Source organism: Streptomyces nanshensis (assembly GCF_001751255.1).
Lineage (GTDB): Bacteria > Actinomycetota > Actinomycetes > Streptomycetales > Streptomycetaceae > Streptomyces > Streptomyces nanshensis_A.
The window spans coordinates 15,541-34,538 of sequence record NZ_LJGW01000455.1 but is presented as its reverse complement, the minus strand read 5'-3'; the positions used below and the strand labels follow the sequence as shown (position 1 = coordinate 34,538).

The 18,998-nt window shown below is 72.0% G+C and carries 14 protein-coding genes; 7 read left to right on the top strand and 7 right to left on the bottom strand.

All coding sequences use genetic code 11. From position 1 onward, the window contains the following. The first annotated feature begins 334 nt into the window (after window positions 1–334). The 5 genes from AN218_RS28420 to AN218_RS28400 all read left to right on the top strand — a co-directional run bounded on the left by AN218_RS28420 (window position 335) and on the right by AN218_RS28400 (window position 6,827). On the top strand, window positions 335–640 hold the full coding sequence (locus tag AN218_RS28420; RefSeq protein ID WP_070019974.1) for a hypothetical protein: 306 nt from the start codon (window positions 335–337) through the stop codon (window positions 638–640). Between the two features lie 117 nt (window positions 641–757). Next, entirely contained in the window at window positions 758–1,624 is an 867-nt protein-coding gene (locus AN218_RS28415) for a hypothetical protein (RefSeq protein ID WP_079132687.1), read from the top strand. A gap of 30 nt (window positions 1,625–1,654) precedes the next feature. After that, window positions 1,655–3,628, top strand: a complete 1,974-nt coding sequence (locus AN218_RS28410; RefSeq protein ID WP_070019973.1) for a fumarate reductase/succinate dehydrogenase flavoprotein subunit — start codon at window positions 1,655–1,657, stop codon at window positions 3,626–3,628. Continuing rightward, a complete protein-coding gene (locus AN218_RS28405; RefSeq protein ID WP_079132686.1) occupies window positions 3,625–4,527 on the top strand; it encodes a succinate dehydrogenase/fumarate reductase iron-sulfur subunit in 903 nt (300 codons plus the stop codon). Before AN218_RS28410 ends, AN218_RS28405 begins: the two co-directional genes overlap by 4 nt. A gap of 500 nt (window positions 4,528–5,027) precedes the next feature. Further along, entirely contained in the window at window positions 5,028–6,827 is a 1,800-nt protein-coding gene (locus tag AN218_RS28400; protein ID WP_070019972.1) for a serine hydrolase domain-containing protein, read from the top strand. 83 nt (window positions 6,828–6,910) lie between these two features. Here the strand turns inward: AN218_RS28400 and AN218_RS28395 are convergent, their stop codons facing one another. The 7 genes from AN218_RS28395 to AN218_RS28365 all read right to left on the bottom strand — a co-directional run bounded on the left by AN218_RS28395 (window position 6,911) and on the right by AN218_RS28365 (window position 16,954). Further along, window positions 6,911–8,710 (bottom strand): SpoIIE family protein phosphatase, encoded by a 1,800-nt coding sequence (locus AN218_RS28395; RefSeq protein ID WP_070019971.1) that lies wholly within the window; start codon window positions 8,708–8,710, stop codon window positions 6,911–6,913. 376 nt (window positions 8,711–9,086) lie between these two features. Beyond that, window positions 9,087–11,537 (bottom strand): SpoIIE family protein phosphatase, encoded by a 2,451-nt coding sequence (locus AN218_RS28390; RefSeq protein ID WP_244900776.1) that lies wholly within the window; start codon window positions 11,535–11,537, stop codon window positions 9,087–9,089. Between the two features lie 90 nt (window positions 11,538–11,627). Continuing rightward, window positions 11,628–11,864 (bottom strand): SPOR domain-containing protein, encoded by a 237-nt coding sequence (locus AN218_RS28385; protein WP_171908826.1) that lies wholly within the window; start codon window positions 11,862–11,864, stop codon window positions 11,628–11,630. A gap of 162 nt (window positions 11,865–12,026) precedes the next feature. Further along, the gene (locus tag AN218_RS28380) at window positions 12,027–12,779 is read right to left on the bottom strand and encodes a GntR family transcriptional regulator (protein ID WP_070019970.1); all 753 of its coding nucleotides are present in this window, start codon (window positions 12,777–12,779) and stop codon (window positions 12,027–12,029) included. Between the two features lie 451 nt (window positions 12,780–13,230). Further along, the gene (locus tag AN218_RS28375; RefSeq protein WP_070019969.1) at window positions 13,231–14,067 is read right to left on the bottom strand and encodes a DeoR/GlpR family DNA-binding transcription regulator; all 837 of its coding nucleotides are present in this window, start codon (window positions 14,065–14,067) and stop codon (window positions 13,231–13,233) included. Between the two features lie 80 nt (window positions 14,068–14,147). After that, entirely contained in the window at window positions 14,148–15,500 is a 1,353-nt protein-coding gene (locus AN218_RS28370; RefSeq protein ID WP_070019968.1) for a GntT/GntP/DsdX family permease, read from the bottom strand. Continuing rightward, window positions 15,497–16,954 (bottom strand): homoserine dehydrogenase, encoded by a 1,458-nt coding sequence (locus AN218_RS28365; protein ID WP_244900774.1) that lies wholly within the window; start codon window positions 16,952–16,954, stop codon window positions 15,497–15,499. Before AN218_RS28365 ends, AN218_RS28370 begins: the two co-directional genes overlap by 4 nt. 137 nt (window positions 16,955–17,091) lie before the next feature. Here AN218_RS28365 and otnK point away from each other — a divergent pair, with 137 nt between their 5' ends. Further along, entirely contained in the window at window positions 17,092–18,354 is a 1,263-nt protein-coding gene (gene otnK / locus AN218_RS28360; protein ID WP_070019967.1) for a 3-oxo-tetronate kinase, read from the top strand. Further along, a complete protein-coding gene (locus tag AN218_RS28355; protein ID WP_070019966.1) occupies window positions 18,351–18,989 on the top strand; it encodes a class II aldolase/adducin family protein in 639 nt (212 codons plus the stop codon). Before otnK ends, AN218_RS28355 begins: the two co-directional genes overlap by 4 nt. Window positions 18,990–18,998 lie beyond the last annotated feature (9 nt).

Genomic DNA, 18,998 nt, shown 5'->3' with positions numbered 1-18,998 from the left:
CGGCGGTACGGCGCCCGCGCCCGGCCCGGCGGACCGCGGCGGACTCCTGGGCGACTCCTGGCCGACTCCTGGCTGACTCCCGGCGCCCGCACGGCAGTTGGGCGCCCGGCCCGCCGCCCGTACGGCCGGGTGTTCCCTTTTGTGGGCTGAGGTGATGGGCAGTTACTCGTCCGGGTGACTGCGCTTGGCGATGACGCCTCGCACGGTGTAAACCCGTGCAGCGCCCTTCACAAGGGGGAGTGTGAGGAGCGACACTCGCCATCTCACTCATCTGGGCACGCAAGCCGCTCATGTACACCAGCCAGCCGCCACGACCAGCGGAGGTAGGCACGTCATGTCACCTCACACGTCACTCCACGACGACCTGACGGCGGCCCAGCGCTGCCTCGACGAACTGACCCGGACCGTCGACCGCCTGGAACACACTCTCGGAAGCGGCCTGGAGGTCAGGCGCGTACGCAGCGACGCCGAGCATCTGCGGGAGTCGCTGGCCCTGCTCCGTGCCTCCTCCCCGGCCGCCGGCGCCCCCGGCGCCGCGCACCCCGAGATGGTCACCATCCCGGACAAGCCCTACGACCACGGCCTGTGGTCGGACGTCGATGACGAGGGGGTGGGCGCCAAGGACCGGCACGCGCCGTGAGCCCCGCGCCCCCGAGCTGAACCCGGGGCGGCCCGCGGACGGCGTCCGCCGCCGCGGCCGCTCCGGACCGCTCATCAGGCAGCCCCAACTGACAAGTCGCCCATACCGGAGAAACCGTTGGCCACTGGCACCCGACCCCAACCGAATACGAGCAGCACGGGAAGCACGAGCAGTCCGCCGTCGGCGGGCGGCACCGGCGGCGTCCGCACGGGGACGCGCGCCACGATCGCCGAGCGGCATCTGCGTACCGACCGCTGGTGGCTCGCCCCGGCGGCCACGGCGTTCGGCCTGTTCCTCTTCGTCGTCTACTCGACGTGGCGCGCGTTCGCGAACGCCGACTACTACCACGCGCCGTACGTCTCGCCCTTCTACTCGCCGTGCCTCGCCGAGAGCTGCGAGCAGATGCGGGCGGGCCCCAACTGGGCGCTCTTCGGGGACTGGTGGCCGCTGTCGCCGGCGCTGATCATCCTGATCTTCCCGCTGGGCTTCCGGCTGACCTGCTACTACTACCGCAAGGCCTACTACCGCGGTTTCTGGGCCTCTCCCCCGGCCTGCGCGGTCGCCGAGCCGCACAAGAGCTACAGCGGTGAGACGCGCTTCCCCCTCATCCTGCAGAACCTCCACCGGTACTTCTTCTACGCGGCGGTCGGCGTCGCGCTGATCCTCACCTGGGACACGATCCTCGGCTTCCGCAACTCCGACTACGAGTGGGGCCACATGGGCCTGGGCACCGTGGTCTTCCTCATCAACATCGTGCTGATCTGGGCGTACACCATCTCGTGCCACTCCTGCCGGCACATCGTCGGCGGGCGGCTCAAGCACTTCTCGAAGCATCCCGTGCGGTACCGCATGTGGGGCGTGGTCGGAAAGCTCAACACCCGCCACATGCAGCTCGCGTGGGCGTCGCTGCTGAGCGTGGGCCTCGCCGACTTCTACGTGTACCTGCTGGCGACCGGTGCGTTCACCGATCCGCAGCTCTTCTGATCACGCTTCTTCGAGAGGGATGCACCACACATGACGCAAGTCGAACGCCAGCAGTGGGATGTCGTCGTCGTCGGCGCGGGCGGCGCGGGTCTGCGGGCAGCGATCGAGGCACGCGAACAGGGACTGCGTACGGCAGTGATCTGCAAGTCCCTGTTCGGCAAGGCGCACACCGTGATGGCCGAGGGCGGCATCGCCGCCAGCATGGGCAACGCCAACCCCGGTGACAACTGGGAGGTCCACTTCCGGGACACCATGCGGGGAGGCAAGTTCCTCAACAACTGGCGCATGGCGGAGCTGCACGCCAAGGAGGCACCGGACCGCGTCTGGGAGCTGGAGACCTGGGGCGCGCTCTTCGACCGCACCGCCGACGGCCGGATCTCCCAGCGCAACTTCGGCGGTCACGAGTACCCGCGCCTCGCGCACGTCGGCGACCGTACGGGTCTGGAGCTGATCCGTACGCTCCAGCAGAAGACCGTCGCGCTCCAGCAGGAGGACTTCAAGGAGACCGGTGACTACGAGTCCCGGCTGAAGGTCTTCCAGGAGTGCACCGTCACCCGCATCCTCAAGTCGCCCACGGAGGACGGCGGTGAGGCCGTCTCCGGCGTCTTCTGCTACGAGCGCGAGTCGGGGCGCTTCTTCGTCATCGAGGCGCCGGCGGTCGTGCTGGCCACGGGAGGCATCGGCAAGTCCTTCAAGGTCACGTCGAACTCCTGGGAGTACACCGGCGACGGCCACGCGCTGGCGCTGCTGGCCGGGGCCTCGCTGATCAACATGGAGTTCGTCCAGTTCCACCCCACGGGGATGGTCTGGCCGCCGTCGGTGAAGGGCATCCTCGTCACCGAGTCGGTGCGCGGCGACGGCGGCGTCCTGCGCAACTCCGAGGGCAAGCGGTTCATGTTCGACTACATCCCGGACGTCTTCAAGGACAAGTACGCGGAGTCCGAGCAGGAGGCCGACGGCTGGTACGAGGACCCGGAGAAGCACCGGCGTCCACCGGAGCTGCTCCCCCGCGACGAGGTCGCCCGCGCCATCAACTCCGAGGTCAAGGCGGGCCGCGGCTCACCGCACGGCGGCGTCTTCCTCGACGTCTCCACCCGGATGTCCCCCGAGGTGATCCGGCGCCGACTGCCGTCCATGCACCACCAGTTCAAGGAGCTGGCGGACGTGGACATCACCTCCGAGGCCATGGAGGTCGGCCCGACCTGCCACTACGTGATGGGCGGCGTCGACGTCGACCCGGACACGGCGGCGGCCGTCGGCGTCACCGGGCTGTACGCGGCGGGCGAGGTCGCCGGCGGCATGCACGGCTCGAACCGCCTCGGCGGCAACTCCCTCTCCGACCTGCTGGTCTTCGGACGCCGTGCCGGTCTGCACGCCGCGCGGTACGCCGCGTCCCTGGAGAAGGAGCGGCCCGTCGTCGGCGACGAGCAGGTCGACCGCGCCGCCGCCGAGGCCCTGCGGCCCTTCAGCGCCGCGGAGGTTCCCGAGGGCGAGCCCGCGGAGAACCCGTACACGCTGCACCAGCACCTCCAGCAGTCCATGAACGACCTCGTCGGCATCATCCGGCGCGACGGGGAGATGGCGCAGGCCCTGGAGCGCCTCGCGGAGCTGCGCGTGCGCGCGACGTACGCGGGCGTCGAGGGGCACCGGCAGTTCAACCCGGGCTGGCACCTGGCGATCGACCTGCGGAACATGCTGCTGGTGAGCGAGTGCGTGGCACGCGCCGCGCTGACCCGCACCGAGTCGCGCGGCGGTCACACGCGCGACGACTTCCCGGCGATGGACCGCCAGTGGCGCCGCTCCAACCTCGTCTGCACCCTTGCCGACGAGCCGGTCTCGCTCGACGCCTCCACACAGCCGGGCGAGGCCGCGAAGCGCGCTGACCGGGGCCGCATCGGGCTGGAGCGCCGTGACATGCCGCCGATCCGCCCGGATCTGCTGGGGCTCTTCGAGAAGGAGGAGCTGATCAAGTACCTGACGGACGAGGAGCTGACAGCCGAATGAGCGCCGAGACGCACGCGGGCGAGGGCGCGGGCACGCATACGCGGCCGGGCGCCGAGGACGCGGAGGGCACCGCCGCGGGCACCGGTACGCCGGGCGCCGTCAGCGGGGGCGCTCCCGACACGGGCGGTGCGAGCTACATCGCGGACTTCCGGGTCTGGCGCGGCGACACCGAGGGCGGCGGCCTGGAGGACTTCAAGGTCGAGGTCTTCGAGGGCGAGGTCGTCCTCGACATCGTCCACCGGCTCCAGGCCACGCAGGCCCCGGACCTGGCCGTGCGCTGGAACTGCAAGGCGGGCAAGTGCGGTTCGTGCAGCGCGGAGATCAACGGACGGCCGCGGCTGCTGTGCATGACGCGGATGTCGGTCTTCGAGCGGTCGGAGACGATCACGATCACGCCGCTGCGGGCCAACCCCGTCATCCGGGACCTGGTCACGGACGTGTCGTACAACTACACCAAGGCGCGGGAGATCCCGGCCTTCGTGCCGCCGCCGGGGCTCGCCGCCGGCGAGTACCGCATGCAGCAGGAGGACGTGGAGCGCTCGCAGGAGTTCCGCAAGTGCATCGAGTGCTTCCTCTGCCAGGACGTCTGCCACGTCGTGCGCGACCACGAGGAGAACAAGCAGGCCTTCGCCGGTCCGCGCTTCCTGATGCGGCAGGCGGAGCTGGACATGCACCCGCTGGACGCCGCCGAGGACTCCGGCCTGGACCGCAAGACCAGCGCACAGGAGGACCACGGGCTGGGCTACTGCAACATCACCAAGTGCTGCACGGAGGTCTGCCCCGAGGGCATCAAGATCACCGACAACGCACTGATCCCCCTCAAGGAGCGGGCCGCCGACCGCAAGTACGACCCGCTGGTGTGGCTCGGCAACAAGATCCGCCGCAGGAGCGGCGCCTGACCGGGCGGGGACCGGGACGGGAACCGGGGCAGGGGCCGGGCGCGGAACGCGGGCAGCGGTCCGCGCGGCCCGGCCCCTCTCCGCGGCGCTGACCGGTGCTGCCCCGGCGCTCCGGAAGACTCCGGATGAGAGGTCCGTCACGGGGGCGTGCACCGGCACGCCCCCGTCGCGTCCCGTCCGCCCGCTCCGCACCCTCCCGGGCGCTCCGCCCGCATACCCCGTGATTCCGGGGGTTTCCGCCGGTTTTCTCCCGGCTCCGCCGGTCGCCTCCGGTGTCGTACGTACGCCACTGGTCGGACCAACGGCATCCCCGTTCAAGCGCTCACGCCGGCCGACGGCTGGATACGCTGCTGAGAGTCCGGCACCGCAGCACCAGGCACCACAGCACGGCACCGCACCACCGCACCAAGCCACCGCAGCACGGCAGCACCGCCCGGACCGCCGGCCAGTTCCGGCACCGCCGCCACGACCGCATCCGCACGAGCCCCAGGGGATCCACGATGAGACGCCGGCAATTCCTCGGCACCGTCGGCAGCGTCGCGCTCGCCTCAGGGGTGGGCCCGAGCGCCGGGCCCGCCTTCGCCGCGACACCGTACGCACGGCAGAAGGCCGGGCCGCCCACCGTGACACCGGACGACCTCGACTTCCGCCCCCGTACGCTCCGTCCGGGCAGCCCGCAGCGCGCGGGGCTGCTGCCCGGCGAGGTCGCGCGGATGGTGCCCGCCGCCGAGGAGTACATGCGGCCCGGGCCGGGCCGTCCGCACCCCTCGCACCCGGGGTTCGTGCTGCTGGCCGCCAGGAACGGCATCGTCGTCGAGCACGCCGCGCGCGGTCACGCGCTGCGCTACGCGAGCTGGGACGCGTCCGCCGGGAAGCCCGTCGAGCTGCCGCGCGAGGAGTGGGTGCCCATGCGCGAGGACACGCTCTTCGACATGGCCTCGGTCTCCAAGCTGTTCACGTCGATCGTGCTGGTGAGCCAGGCCGAGAAGGGCGCCGTCGACCTGGACGCCCCGGTCGCGCGGCTGCTGCCCGAGTTCGCCGCGAGCGACCCGGCCAAGTCCCGCATCGTCGTACGGCAGTTGGTGAACCACACCTCGGGCATGCAGGCCGACATCGACCTCCAGCCCTACCCGGACAACGAGGCGCGGCTGGCCGCGATCTACAAGGAGCCGCTGGAGAACGCGCCGGGCGAGAAGTACACGTACTCCGATCTGAACCTCATCACCGCCGGGCGGATGCTGGAGAAGATCACCGGCAAGGGCCTCGACGAGCTGGTGGCCGAGGTGATCACCGAGCCGCTGGGCATGACCGACACCGGCTACAACCCGCCGAAGTCGAAGCTGGAGAGGATCGCGGCCACCGAGTACATGCCGTGGACCGGGCGCGGCATGGTGCGCGGCTCCGTCCACGACGAGAAGGCGTACTACCTCGGCGGTGTCGCCGGCCACGCGGGCGTCTTCTCCACGGCCGCCGACATGGCCGTCTTCGGGCAGATGGTGCTCAACGGCGGTACGTACGGCGGTCATCGGGTGCTCGGCGAGAAGTGGGTCCGCGCCATGATCACCAACGAGAACGCGGGGATGGGCGAGGACGCCGCACGCGGTCTGGGCTGGCAGCTCGACCAGCGCTTCTACATGGACGCGCTCACCTCGCCCGTCACCACCGGGCACACCGGCTACACCGGACCGTGCCTGGTGGCCGACCCGATCGCCGGCACCCTCTTCGTCCTGCTGACCAACCGGGTGCACCCCACCCGCGACTGGGGCACCGTCAGCGACTACCGCCGCGCGCCCGCCCGGCATCTGGCCCGCGCGGTGCCGGTGCGTCCGGCCGTGGCGCGCGAAGCCTGGTACGCGGGGCAGCGCGACGAGGACACCGGGACGCTGCGGGTGCCGCTGCGCGAGCCCGTACGGAAGGACGCCGCGCTGCGCTTCCAGGTCTGGTACGACACCCAGCCCACGGATGTGTGCACGGTGGAGGCCACCACGGACGCCCGCCCGGACGACGACGCCGCCTGGCGTCCCGTACCGCTCAAGTTCAGTGCGGGGCAGCACAGTTGGGACAGCAAGGGCGACTTCGCCGGCTTCTCCGCACGGCGCTGGCTGCACGCCGAGGGCGCGCTGCCGGACGGTGTGACGGGCGTGCGCTGGCGCTACGTCACCGACGAGGAGCAGCAGGGCCGCGGCGTCTACCTCGACGACATCCGGGTGCTGAACGGGAGGCGGCCGGTGTTCTCGAGCGTACGGCCGCGGGACAACGCCTCGGTGCGGGCGGAGGGTTGGACGCTCTCGCGGGACTGAGCCCTCGGGACCGGGCGACGCGGTCTGCCGACGGCAGCGCGCCCGCGTGACCGGGGGCCCGGCCGGGTCCCCGGACGCCCGCCTCAGAAGAGGCTGAGCAGTGCCTCCGTCGGGTCGGCTGCGGGCTTGGAGTTCTCGCCGGGGCGGGCCAGTTCGAACCAGACGGTCTTGCCCTGGTGCGTACGCCTGCTGCCCCACCCGGCGCTGAGCAGCCCCACGAGTTGCAGGCCCCTGCCGCCCTCGTCCGTCACATGGGCGCGGCGGCGCCGGGGCTGTACCAGGCCGGAGTCCCACACCTCGCACACGAGCGTGCGGTCGAGCAGCAGCCGCAGCCGTATCTCGCCCTCGCCGTGCCGCAGCGCGTTCGTCACCAGCTCGCTCACCAGCAGCTCGGCGGTGTCGGCGAGGGCGTCCAGGTCCCAGGCGGAGAGCTGTTCCCGGGTCAGTTCGCGGGCGCGGGCGACCGAGCGGGGCTCGGAGGAGAGCGTCCAGTCGCCCACCGCGCTGTCCGCGAGGCCCTGGACGCGGGCGACGAGCAGCGCGATGTCGTCCTCGCCGTGGTGGACGTTGAGCGTGGTCAGCACCTGGTCGGCGACGTTCTCCAGGGACTCGGTGGCGTCGGTGAGCGCGGCGCGCAGCGCGCCGAGGCCCTCGTCGATGGGGTGTTCGCGGGACTCGACGAGGCCGTCGGTGTACAGCGCGATCATCGCGCCGTCCGGCAGCTCCATCTCGATCTCCTCGAAGGGCTCGCCGCCGACGCCGAGCGGTACGCCCTTGGGGACCTCCAACAGCAGCGCGGGCTCGTCCGGTTCGACCAGGACGGGAGGCAGATGGCCCGCGTTGGCGATGGTGCAGCGGCGGGAGACGGGGTCGTAGACGGCGAAGATGCACGTCGCGAGGTAGACCTCCGCCAGGTTGTCGCCGCCGTTGCGCTGCGAGCCCGGGGTGTCGCCGAGTCCGCGCGCGATCTCGTCGAGCGCGCCCAGCACCTCGGCGGGCTCCATGTCGGTGGTGAGCGCCAACGTCCGTACGGCGGTGCGCAGTTCGCCCATGGCGACGGCGGCGCGCAGTCCGCGGCCCATGACGTCGCCGACGACGACGGCGGTGCGGTGCCCCGGGAGTTCGATGACGTCGAACCAGTCGCCGCCGACCTCGGTCGCCGGATTGCCGGGCAGATAGCGGCAGGCGATGTCGAGACCGGCGGCTTCGGGGTCACCGGGCGGCAGCAGGCTGCGCTGAAGTATCAACGCCCGTTCGTGTTCCCGGCGGTAGAGCCGTGCGTTGTCTATGCACACCGCGGCGCGGGAGGCGAGTTCGGCGGCGAGCGCCGCGTCCCGTTCGCCGAAGGGCTCGCTGCCCTTGACGCGGGAGAACTGCACGAGGCCCAGCACCCGGTCGCGGGCCACCATCGGCACGGCCAGCGTCGACTGCACGACGGCGCCGAACTGCACCGGCACGGTGCCGTCCTGGCCCGGGATGTGCTGGACGCGTCCGCTGCGCAGCGCCTGCGCGCACGGGGTGGTGTACGGATAGCAGTGGGTCGCGCCGACGGTGACGGGGCTGGAACCGGTCGGTCCGGTCTGGCCGTCGCGGCTGAGCGAGGGCGGCGCCTCCGAGACGGAGCTGGCGAAGCCGACGCGGCGCAGCTCGCCGCTGCCGTCGCCGGGGCCGACGGGGCGCGGCTCGTCGCCGGCGAGTACGTCCATGTACAGGTCGACCGACGCGAGGTCGCAGAACTGCGGTACGCCCACGTCGAGCAGTTCGCGGGCCGTCGTCTCCAGGTCGAGCGAGTTGCCGATACGGGCCCCCGCCGCGTTGAGCAGAGCGAGGGCGCGGCGAACGTCGTCCGGCTTGCCTGCCGCCTCCACAGGGATATCGCTCAACGCCGCCCCTTCCCGTGACCAGTGTGGCACCGGTTCTGAGCAGTGTGGCAGGCGTAAGGCACCCGGAACACGCTCTTCCCGATCGCCGCACGAAATTCGTGCTTCCCGTCGCCGATGACAACTGACGTGCGGCCTTACACCTCCGTGCTTCCCCCCTGACCTCCTGCGGCAGGGACACCTGTCTCCTAACCCGGCTGCAGCCGTTCGAACCATCTTCCCCGAGTGTGCGCTGCGAGGGGAGAGGCGCGGAGGGATGCGCCATGTGCCGTGCGGCGGCGGGGAGTCGGCGCCGCGCGGGGCTCCGGTGACGGCGCGGAGGGGCGGTGCGGTGACCGTACGGGCGTCCTGCGGCGCGATACGCGGCGCTGAACGCCCGTCAGGGAAGGGCGAGTTCGAACCAGACCGTCTTGCCCATCGGCCCGTGCCGCGTCCCCCAGCGGCGCGCCTCGCGGGCCACCAGACGGATGCCGCGGCCGCCTTCGTCGTCGGGCAGCGCGCTGCGTTCGCGCGGCGGGTCGGGCAGCGGGTCGGAGACCTCGACGAGCAGCGAGGCGCCGCGCACCATGCGGACGCCGATCGGCCCGTGGGCGTAGCGCATGGAGTTGGTGACCAGTTCGCTGACGAGCAGCACGGTCGTGTCCTCCAGCGCATCGAGCCCCCACTCGTGCAGCGTGCGGCGCACGACCTCGCGTGCTCTGCGTACGGCGTAACTCTCGGCCGGGAACGTCCAGGAGGCGGCGCTGCCCTGGGGCAGTCCGCCGAGCTTCGCCATCAGCACGGCGACGTCGTCGTTGGGCTGGGACGCCGTCCTGCCCTCCAGATCGTCGATGACGCGGTTGCAGGCGTCCTCCAGTCCGGCGGACGCCCGCGGGTCCCGCCGGGCGGGCCCCGAGGAGAGCATCGTGCGGAGCCGGTCGATGCCCTCGCTGATGTCCTCGCCGCGGGACTCGATGAGGCCGTCGGTGTAGAGGACGAGCACCGAGCCCTCGACGACTTCGAGGTCGTACGCGTCGAAGGGGACGCCGCCGACGCCCAGCGGCGCCCCTGAGGGCAGTTCGAGAGTGTCGGCCTGCCAGCTTCCGTCCGCGGTCTCGGTGATCAGCAGCGGCGGCGGATGTCCGGCCTTGGCGAGGCTGCACCGGCGGGTGGAGGGGTCGTAGACGGCGTAGACACAGGTCGCGACGAGGGGGTCGTCGGAGCTCTGCACGAAGTCGTCGGCCAAGTCGTTGATGCGGCGCAGCAGTTCGTCGGGCGGCAGATCGAGCCCGGCGAGGGTGCGTACGGCCGTGCGCAGCCGTCCCATCGTCACGGCGGCGTGCAGCCCGTGACCCATCACGTCGCCCACGACGAAGGCGACCCGGCCGCCGGCGAGCGGGATCACGTCGAACCAGTCGCCGCCGACCTCGGCGCCGCTGGCGCCCGGCACATAGCGGTAGGCGAGCTGCACCCCGGGCGGCTCCGGCACCGTCTGCGGCAGCAGGCTCCGCTGGAGCATCAGGGCGCCGGCGCGTTCGCGCGCGTAGAGACGGGCGTTGTCGAGCGAGACGCCCGCGCGGTCGGCCAGTTCCATGGCGAGCGCTATGTCGTCCCGTCCGAACTGCTCGCGTCCCCCGGCCCGGCTGACGACCAGCAGGCCGAGCACGACGCCGCGGGCGCGCAGCGGTACCGCCATCAGCGAGTGGATGTCCAGGTCGAGGGCCGCCTGCATCTTGGGGTCGCCGGGGTAGGTGGCGGCGAGCAGTTCGCGCGGCGACGTCGCGACGTGCGGGACGCCGCTGGCCAGCGTCCGCCCGAAGAAGGAGTCGGCGAGGAAGGGGACGTCCTGGCCGGCGCGGAGCATCCGGTTCACCGTCGGGCCCTCGTAGCGCGCGGCCACGCCGAGCTGGAACAGCGGTGTGCCGGTGAGGAGTTCGATGTCGGGGAGGTCGCCGCCGTGCGCCACGGCGCTGATGAGCATCACACCGGCGTAGTCGGCGAGGCGCGGTACGAGGCTGGAGGCGAGCGCCTGCGAGATGGCGCCCACGTCGAACCGGTCGGCGAGCCCGACGCCCACGTCGTCGAGGAGCGCGAGCCGCTCACGCGCGGCCTCGATCTTCTCCAGCGCCTCGCGCCGCTCGGTGATGTCCATGATCACCGTGCTGACGCCGAGCACCTCGCCCTTGTCGCCGGTGAGCCTGCTGTAGGAGACGGAACGCGAACCGGGACCCTCCGGCGCGGGCATCACGACGTCGACGACGGGCTCGCCGGTCTCCAGCACGGTCGACTGCACGGCGGAGACCTCCTCCGCCATCCAGGACGGCAGTACGTCGTGGACGGTCTTGCCCCGGTGCTCCTCGGCGCCGAGCCTGTTGAGGTTCGCGAGCGCCTCGTTGACGCGTACGAAGCGCTTGTCGTTGTCGAACAGGGCGATGCCGAGCGGCGAGGACGCGAACAGCGCGTCCAGCGCGGCCAGATCGTGCTCGACGGCGCGGATCCGGCTGGTCTCGACGATGTTGGCGAGGACGACCCTGCGGTTCTCCCTGTCCCGCAGGAGCGAGACGCGTCCCTCGACGGCGACGCGGTGTCCGGCGCTGTGCAGGATGCGCAGGGTGCCGCGCCAGCGGCCGTGCAGGCGCAGGGCCTCGTCGCGCCGGCGTTCGCCCTCGCCGTACCCGTCCTCGAGAAAGTCCTGGATGCGGCTGCCCACGACCTGGTCGGCCCGCCACCCGAGGATCTCCTCCGTCATCGGGTTCCAGAGGAGGATCTTTCCCTTGCCGTCGAGCATGACGGTGCCGACTCGGAGGGTGTCGAGGATCGAGGCCACTCCCTCGGAGGGTCCTGTGCTCACACCGCCCACGTCCCTGATCGGGTAGCTGGCCCGCACGGTGGTTCCGGGCAGGCGGGAACCTAGAGTCCCTGCTTCCGATTTTGGGCCCGGTCAGGCGTACTCGCCGCTCGCGCATCCCAGGGGCTCGACCAGATAGCTGCCGACGCCCTCGGCGTCGCCCTCGCCGCCGCTCGTCGCGCGGCTCGCGGTGTCGGCGAGCCGGTCGGCGACCTGCTGCGCTTCCCTGCGGGTGGCGTAGCTGCCCACGCGGTAGCGGTTGCCGTGGCCGTCCTCCCGTATGACCTGCCAGGGCAGCACAGAGTCGCCGTCACCGCTCACGCTTCGCATATGCCGGAGCTTACGCCCGGCCCTCACTCAGCGCATTCGAGTTGGCACTGCGGGGTATCGGTTTCGGCCACACGTTCGTACGCGGCGTTCGTACGCGGAGACCCGGGCCCGCGGGCGGGCACGGGTCAGCGGAGAGGCACGGGCCAGCGGAGAGACAGCGGGTCAGCGCACCGGCATGTGGTACGAGACGCGGAAGCGGTCCGCGGGCACGACGACGTCCGCCGTCTCCACCGGGGTGCCCCCGGCGTAGAACGTCCGGGTCACCACCAGCACCGAGTGGCCCGGGACGCCGCCCAGTTCCACCATCTCCTCGGCCAGTCCGGGGCGTGCGCCGACCTCCTCCGCGACGTTGTCCACGACGACGTCGACGGCCGCCATCCGCTCCACCACGCCCTTGCCGCCCAGCGGCCCGTCCTCGGGCAGCACCACGGGCGTGCGCCCGGTGACGGACAGCGGCTCCCAGGACGTCGAGAGCATCACGGGCTCACCGTCCACGCGGAAGAGATAGCGGGTGCGCATCACGCGCTCGCCGGGCTCGATGCGCAGCCGCTCGGCCGTGAGCGGGCTCGCGTCCTCCTGCTCGCTGCGCGACTCCCAGGTGCCCTTCACATCCTCGTCGGCCTGCTCCTGGCGGAACGGCGAGGAGTCGCCGAGGGCGCGGAACCCGCTGCGGGAGACACGGCGCGGGACGGGATGCTCGCGTACGTAGGTGCCGGAGCCGGAGCGGCCCTCGACCAGGCCCTCGGCCATCAGCACCTTGCGGGCCTCCAGGGCCACGGTGTCGGAGACCCCGTACTCCGCGCGGATGCGGGCCTGCGAGGGCAGGCGGGTGTGCGGTGGAAGATCCCCGTCGATGATCTTCTGGCGGAGATCGCCGGCGACGCGGAGGTAAGCGGGCTGTTCACCGAATGGCACGAGTGCCCTCCCCGTTCTCGAAGGCCAGCCCGGAAAAGGCCGCGACAGGCAGTGAAGTTGAAGAATCGGAAACAGCTTGGCAACTCGCCGTTGCCCCGTGCAACCGACGCCCAGAGTTTCACCCGATGTGATGAGTAGCTGCTCACAGCCTCCACACGAAGCCTGATCCGTTCACATTCCAGGCCCGTCGCAGCCTCCCACGGACGCGGACCCGCGCGCACCACGAGGCGCCGACTCCCGTACGTACGAGGGGAATTCGGCCCGCGTCCCGCAACCGAATTGCATTCCGCTTTCCGTCCGGCGGCCGGTACGGAATGCATTACGGGCGCCGTTTCCGTATCCCGTCAGGGGCGCCAAGTGGCGGCGCGGGACGGGCCGTTCGGGGGCGGGCCGTGCAGCGGCGGACGGGGGCGCCGGGGCGTACGGGCGACCGCGCCGCCCGTCCCGGCGGTCAGCTCTGCCCGGCGTCCGTTTCCGGTGCCGGCGGGACCAGGCGGAGGTCCGGGCCCGCTCCGCGGACGCCCTCCGCCGCGGCCTCGGTGAGGCCGGTGTCCGTGATGATCACGTCGAACGAGCGGAGCGCGGCGACCTTGTACTTGCCGAAGGTGCCGTACTTCGACGCACCCGCCACCAGCACCGACTGCGAGGCCGCCGCCATCGCCGCCTGCTTGACCTCCACCTTCTGCTCGGAAGGGGTGGTCACCCCCCGGATCAGATCCCACGAACTGGTGCTGATGAAGGCCGTGTCGAGCGCGAGATGGCTGACCGTCGCCGCGGCCAGCCGTCCCACGCTGGAGCGGTTGTCCGGTTCGACGCGCCCGCCGATGTGGATGACCTCCAGGTGCCGGGCGCCGCACAGCAGCTCGACGGCGTTGAAGTCGTTGGTCACGACGGTGAGTTCGCGGTGCTCGGCGAGGTGGGGCACGAGCGCGTGCAGCGTGGTGCCCGCGTCGAGATAGACCGTCATGCCGTCCCGCAGAAGGGTGTCGGCCTCGCGCGCCATCGCGCGCTTCTCCCGCTGCTCGGTGAGCGACTTCGCCTGGAACGTCGGCTCGTGGGGGACGTGGCTGGCGATCCGTACGCCGCCCGGTACGGAGAACACCAGGCCCTGCTGCTCCAGTTCGGCGATGTCCCGGCGCACCGTCATATGGGAGACGCCGAAGAGCTGCTTGACCTGCTGCACGCTCAGCACGCCGTCCCGGCGCAGATGCTTCAGCAGCAACTCGCGGCGCTGGTCGGGGATGAGCGGCGGACGCTTCGGGCGTTCCGCCTGACGCGAGGTGGTCATCCCGGTGTTCTCCGTTTCGGGCGGGTCCTGTTGCGGACCACGGTGGGTCTCCATCCTCCCCCAATCCCGGACGTCCACCGTCAGCCGACCAGCGTGCTGAGGAGCAGGATGCCACCGAGGCTGAGGACGGACTGCACCGAGAGCATCAGCGTCCAGGTGCGCAGGGTCTGGCCGACGGAGAGCTGGAAGTACTCCTTGAACAGCCAGAATCCGGAGTCGTTGACATGCGAGAGCATGACCGAGCCGGACGCGGCGGCCAGCACCATCAGCTCCGGGGACAGCCCCGCGTGGGTCGACAGCAGCGGTGCGGCGATGCCGGCCGCGGCGGTGGTGGCCACGGTCGCGGAGCCGAGGCAGACCCGCAGCAGGGCGGCGATGGCCCAGGTGAGGATGAGCGGGGAGACGGTCCAGGACTGGGTGTAGTCCACGATCGCGTCGTTCACGCCGACCGCCGAGAGCATCTCCTTCAGCGCACCGCCGGCGCCCAGGATCAGCACGATGGCCCCGATCGAACCCAGCCCCTTGGCGGCCATCCGCTGGAGCGCCCTGCCCCGGAACCCGGAGGGCAGCCCGAGGGCGAGGGCCGCGAAGACCACGGCCGCCAGCAGGGAGAGGATCGGGTTGTCGCACGCCTCGAACAGCGGGTAGACGGCGCTGTGTTCGCTGAGGTTCTTGGTGCCGAGGGTGCCGATGAGCATCAGTACGGGCGGCAGCAGCACGGTGATCAGCGACAGGGCGAGGGACGCCGGACGGCCGTTCCCCTCGTCCCCGGCGCTCTCGGGCACCGGCCCCTTGTCCAGATCGGGTGCGGGCCCGAACCAGCGGCTGACGACCTTGGTGAGGACGGGTCCGGTCACCGCGGCCAGCGGGATGCCGATGCACAGCCCGTACAGGATGGTCAGGCCGGTGCTCGCGTGGAAGGCGGAGACGGCGGCCGTGGGTGAGGGGTGCGGGGGCAGCAGTCCGTGCGAGACGTACAGGCCGGCCGCCATCGGCAGTCCGACCCAGAGCAGATGCGAACCGGTGCGCTTGGCCGCCGCGTACACCAGCGGCACCAGCATGATGAAGCTGACGTCGAAGAGGTGCGGCATGCCGATGAGCAGGGCGGCGGCCGTGATGGCCGTGGGTATCCACTTCGTCGGACGGGCGCCGAGGAAGGCGTCGGCGATGCGGTCCGCGCCGCCGGTCCCCAGCAGGATGGCGCCGAGGACGGTGCCCAGACCGATGGTGACGCCGGTGTCGCCGAGGGTGTCCCCGAATCCCGTCTCGAAGTGCTCCATCACCTTCTCGGGACGCAGCCCGTTGGCGAAGCCGAGGCCGAGCGCCGAGAACGACAGCGCCAGGAACGGGTGCAGCTTCAGCTTGGTGATCAGCAGCACCAGGACGACGATGGCCGCCGCGGCGAGCAGCAGATGCTGTGCGTTGGCGCTCATGCCCGGGCCTCCGCAGGGGAGTTGGCGGTTCCGGCGTTACCGGAGGCTCCGGTGTTCCGTACGGTTCCGGCGTTCCCGAGGGCTCCGGCGGCGCCCGCGTGCCAGGCGTCGGCCAGCTCCGCGTCGTAGCCCTCGATGTCGTCGAAGGTGAGCAGTCCGCCCTCGGGCACATCCCGGGACAGCCGGGAGCCCGCGGCCAGATAGAGCGGTGCGACGTCGGCGGGTGCGTCCGCGCTGCGCAGCAATGCGGCCTGCACCCCGGCCAGGTCGTGGTGGTGGCCGCCCATGGACAGCTCGGTCCCGGCGGTCAGCGCCTGCCGGGCACGGCCCGCGAGCACCGCGTGCAGCCGCGGATCGGTGCCGCCGGAAGGGCGGTGGTGGAGCACCGCGGACAGCAGCGTGACCGGAGTCTCCACGCCCATCAGGTGGTACGGGAGGTAGACCGCCGCGTAGCGGCCGTCGCGGCTGAGCACGTGCCCCTTGCCCCGCAGGGTCTCCCAGGTCTCACGGTCGTGGGTGCGTACGACGACGAACACGCCGCCCGCGAACGACGCCTCGCCGGGCAGCCGCAGCGCGCGGAACACCTCGACGGCGCCCGGCCGTTCGAGCAGACCGCCGTCCTCGCGCAGCGCGTAGACGTCCGCCAGCTCGGCGGGGCGGGCCACGGGGAAGTGCAGCAGCTCGGTGTCGGGGACATAGCCCGTGCCGTTCGCCACCACGGCCATCTCGCAGTAGTCGGCGGTGGCCCCGACGGGCAGCTCCGCGACCGCCGCGGCGCGTGCGTCCAGCGTGGCGCGGGGGTCGTCGCCGAGGGTGAGCAGACCGGCGAGGGCGGGCGCCTCGACGGTGGTGTCCTGCACGCTGACGGTGTCACGGGCGGGGTCGAAGACGAAGTCGTACTCGCTGGACTTGCCGACGGCGACGACGTCGAGGCCCAACGTCTCGGCCCAGGTGGTCAGTCCGATGAGGTTGGCGGGCTGATCGCCGTCCGCGGTGGTGCAGACGACGCCGCGCTCGGCGGCGAGCGCGGCGAGCCGCGGTCCGGCGACGGAGTCGACCTCCTTGCTGACCAGGGCGACGTGGCGTCCGGCCGCGATGGCGTCGCGGGCCATCCGGAAGCCCTGGACGGGGTCGCCGGTCGCCTCGACGAGGATGTCCCACTCGGCGGCGCCGAGCAGCGCGGGGTCGGCGACGAGGACGGTCTGCCCCGCCCCGGCGGCCCGTACGACCGCGTCCGCGTCCGCGCACTGAGCCAACTCGGCCTCGTCATAGCCGAGTTCGCGGCACATGGCGTGCAGCCGCCCGAGGTCGAGGTCGCAGAGCGCGACGGGGGACAGTCGGGGTACGAGCCGGGTCTGGGCCAGCAGCGTGCGGGCGAACCCGCCTGCCGATCCCGACAGGGCGTAGCGGACCACGCTTCCGCCGCCGTCGGCGAACAGGTGGTGGAGGTTCATGTGCGCTCTCCTCGTCGAGCCTGAGCAATGCACACTTCCTAATCGCGATGTAACGTCTGCGTCAACCCACGTAACATTTATTCACATCGAGATTCTGTGGATCACACGGGATCTGGGAGAACGACGAGGGAGAGCCGATGCCGTATCTGGGCGCCATCGCCGACGACTTCACCGGCGCCACGGACCTGGCCACGATGCTCGTGGCCCGCGGATTCCGGACCGTGGTCACCGTGGGGCCGCCCGGCGCCGCCTCCGCCGACGGGGAGGAACCGGACGCGGTCGTCGTCGCCCTGAAGTCGCGCACCGCGCCCGTCGACAGCGCCGTACGGGACTCGCTGGCGGCGCTGCACGCGCTGCGCGACGCCGGCTGCCGCCGCTTCTACTTCAAGTACTGCTCGACCTTCGACTCCACGCCCGAGGGCAACATCGGCCCCGTCGCGGACGCGCTCCTCGATGAACTGGGCGCCCCCGGCACGGTCGTCGTGCCCGCCTTCCCCGCCACCGGACGCACCGTCTACCGGGCCCGGCTCTTCGTCCACGACGACCTGCTCGACGAGAGCCCCATGCGGAACCATCCGCTGACCCCGATGCGTGACGCACATCTCGGACGGCTGCTCGCCCCGCAGACGCGGCGGCCGGTACGCCTCGTCGGGCACGAGACCGTACGGGCGGGGGCCGACGCCGTGCGCCGCGCGCTCCACGAGCCGTCCGCCCGCGGGACGTTGAGCGTCGTGGACGCCATCACGGACGAGGATCTGCGCACCGTCGCCGCCGCCACAGACGGCATGCCGCTGGTCACCGGCGCGGCCGGACTCGCCCTCGGGCTCAGCGGGCCGCATGAGGGGACGGCCTCCCGCGCCCGTTCCACCGCCGGACCGGGACCCGGCGTGATCCTCTCCGGCAGCGCGTCCGCCACCACCCGGGAGCAGGTGCGGCACGCACGCGGACGGCTCCCCCACCGCAAGCTCGAACTCACGGCGCTGCGGGCCGATTTGGACGGTGCCGTCGCCGCGCTGACGGCCTTCGTACGGGACGCCTGGCACACCGACCCCGGCCGTCCCCCGCTGCTCTACGCCGCCGACGGCACCGAGGAGACCTCCGAGGCGCCGCCGGACGCGGCGGCCCTCATCGAATCGGCGCTGGCCCGCTGCGCCGTGGAGCTCGTCGCCGCCGGGGCGCACCGTCTGCTGGTCGCCGGCGGCGAGACCTCCGGCGCCGTGGTCACCGCGCTCGGCGCCGGCACGCTCCGCGTCGGCGCCCCCATCGCGCCCGGCGTCCCGTGGGTGCACACCGAGGCCAGGCTCGCCGGGGGCCGGGTACGCCCCGTCGACCTCGCGCTCAAGTCCGGCAATTTCGGGGGCCGTTCGATGTTCACCACGGCATGGGAGGAGCTGGCGTGAGCGAGCCGCACGAGGACCTCGTACGGGCGGGCGCACGGCTGGCCGCCTCGGGGCTGAGCCCCGGCTCCTCCGGCAATCTCAGCGTCCGCGACGGCGACACCGTGCTGATCACCCCGACCGGCGCCGACCTGGCGGCACTGGAGGGGGACGCGCTGAGCGTCGTCGGTCTGGACGGCGTCCACCGCGCGGGCCCCCGGCCGTCCAAGGAGTTCCCGCTGCATCTGGCCTTCTACCGGCGGGATCCCGACGCCGCCGCCGTGGTGCATCTGCACTCCCGGCACGCCACCGCCGCGAGCTGTCTGCCGCCCTGGTCGGAGCGTTCCGCGGTGCCGCCGCTCACGCCGTACTTCGTGATGCGCGTCGGCACCACACCGCTCATCCCGTACGCGGATCCGGGCGATCCCGCGCAGGCCGACGCGGTGGCCCGGCTGCCGTTTCCGTTCCGCGCGGCCCTGTTGGAGAACCACGGGCCCGTCACCGCGGGACGCACCATGAGCGCGGCCGTCGCGGCGGCGACGGAACTGGAGGAGGTCAGCGCGCTGCTTCTGCTGCTCGGCGACCGCACGCCCCGGCTGCTGCCGCCCGGCGTCGCGGCCTCGCTCGCCCGGCGCTACGGCTCGCCCTGGTCCGGCTGACCGGCGACG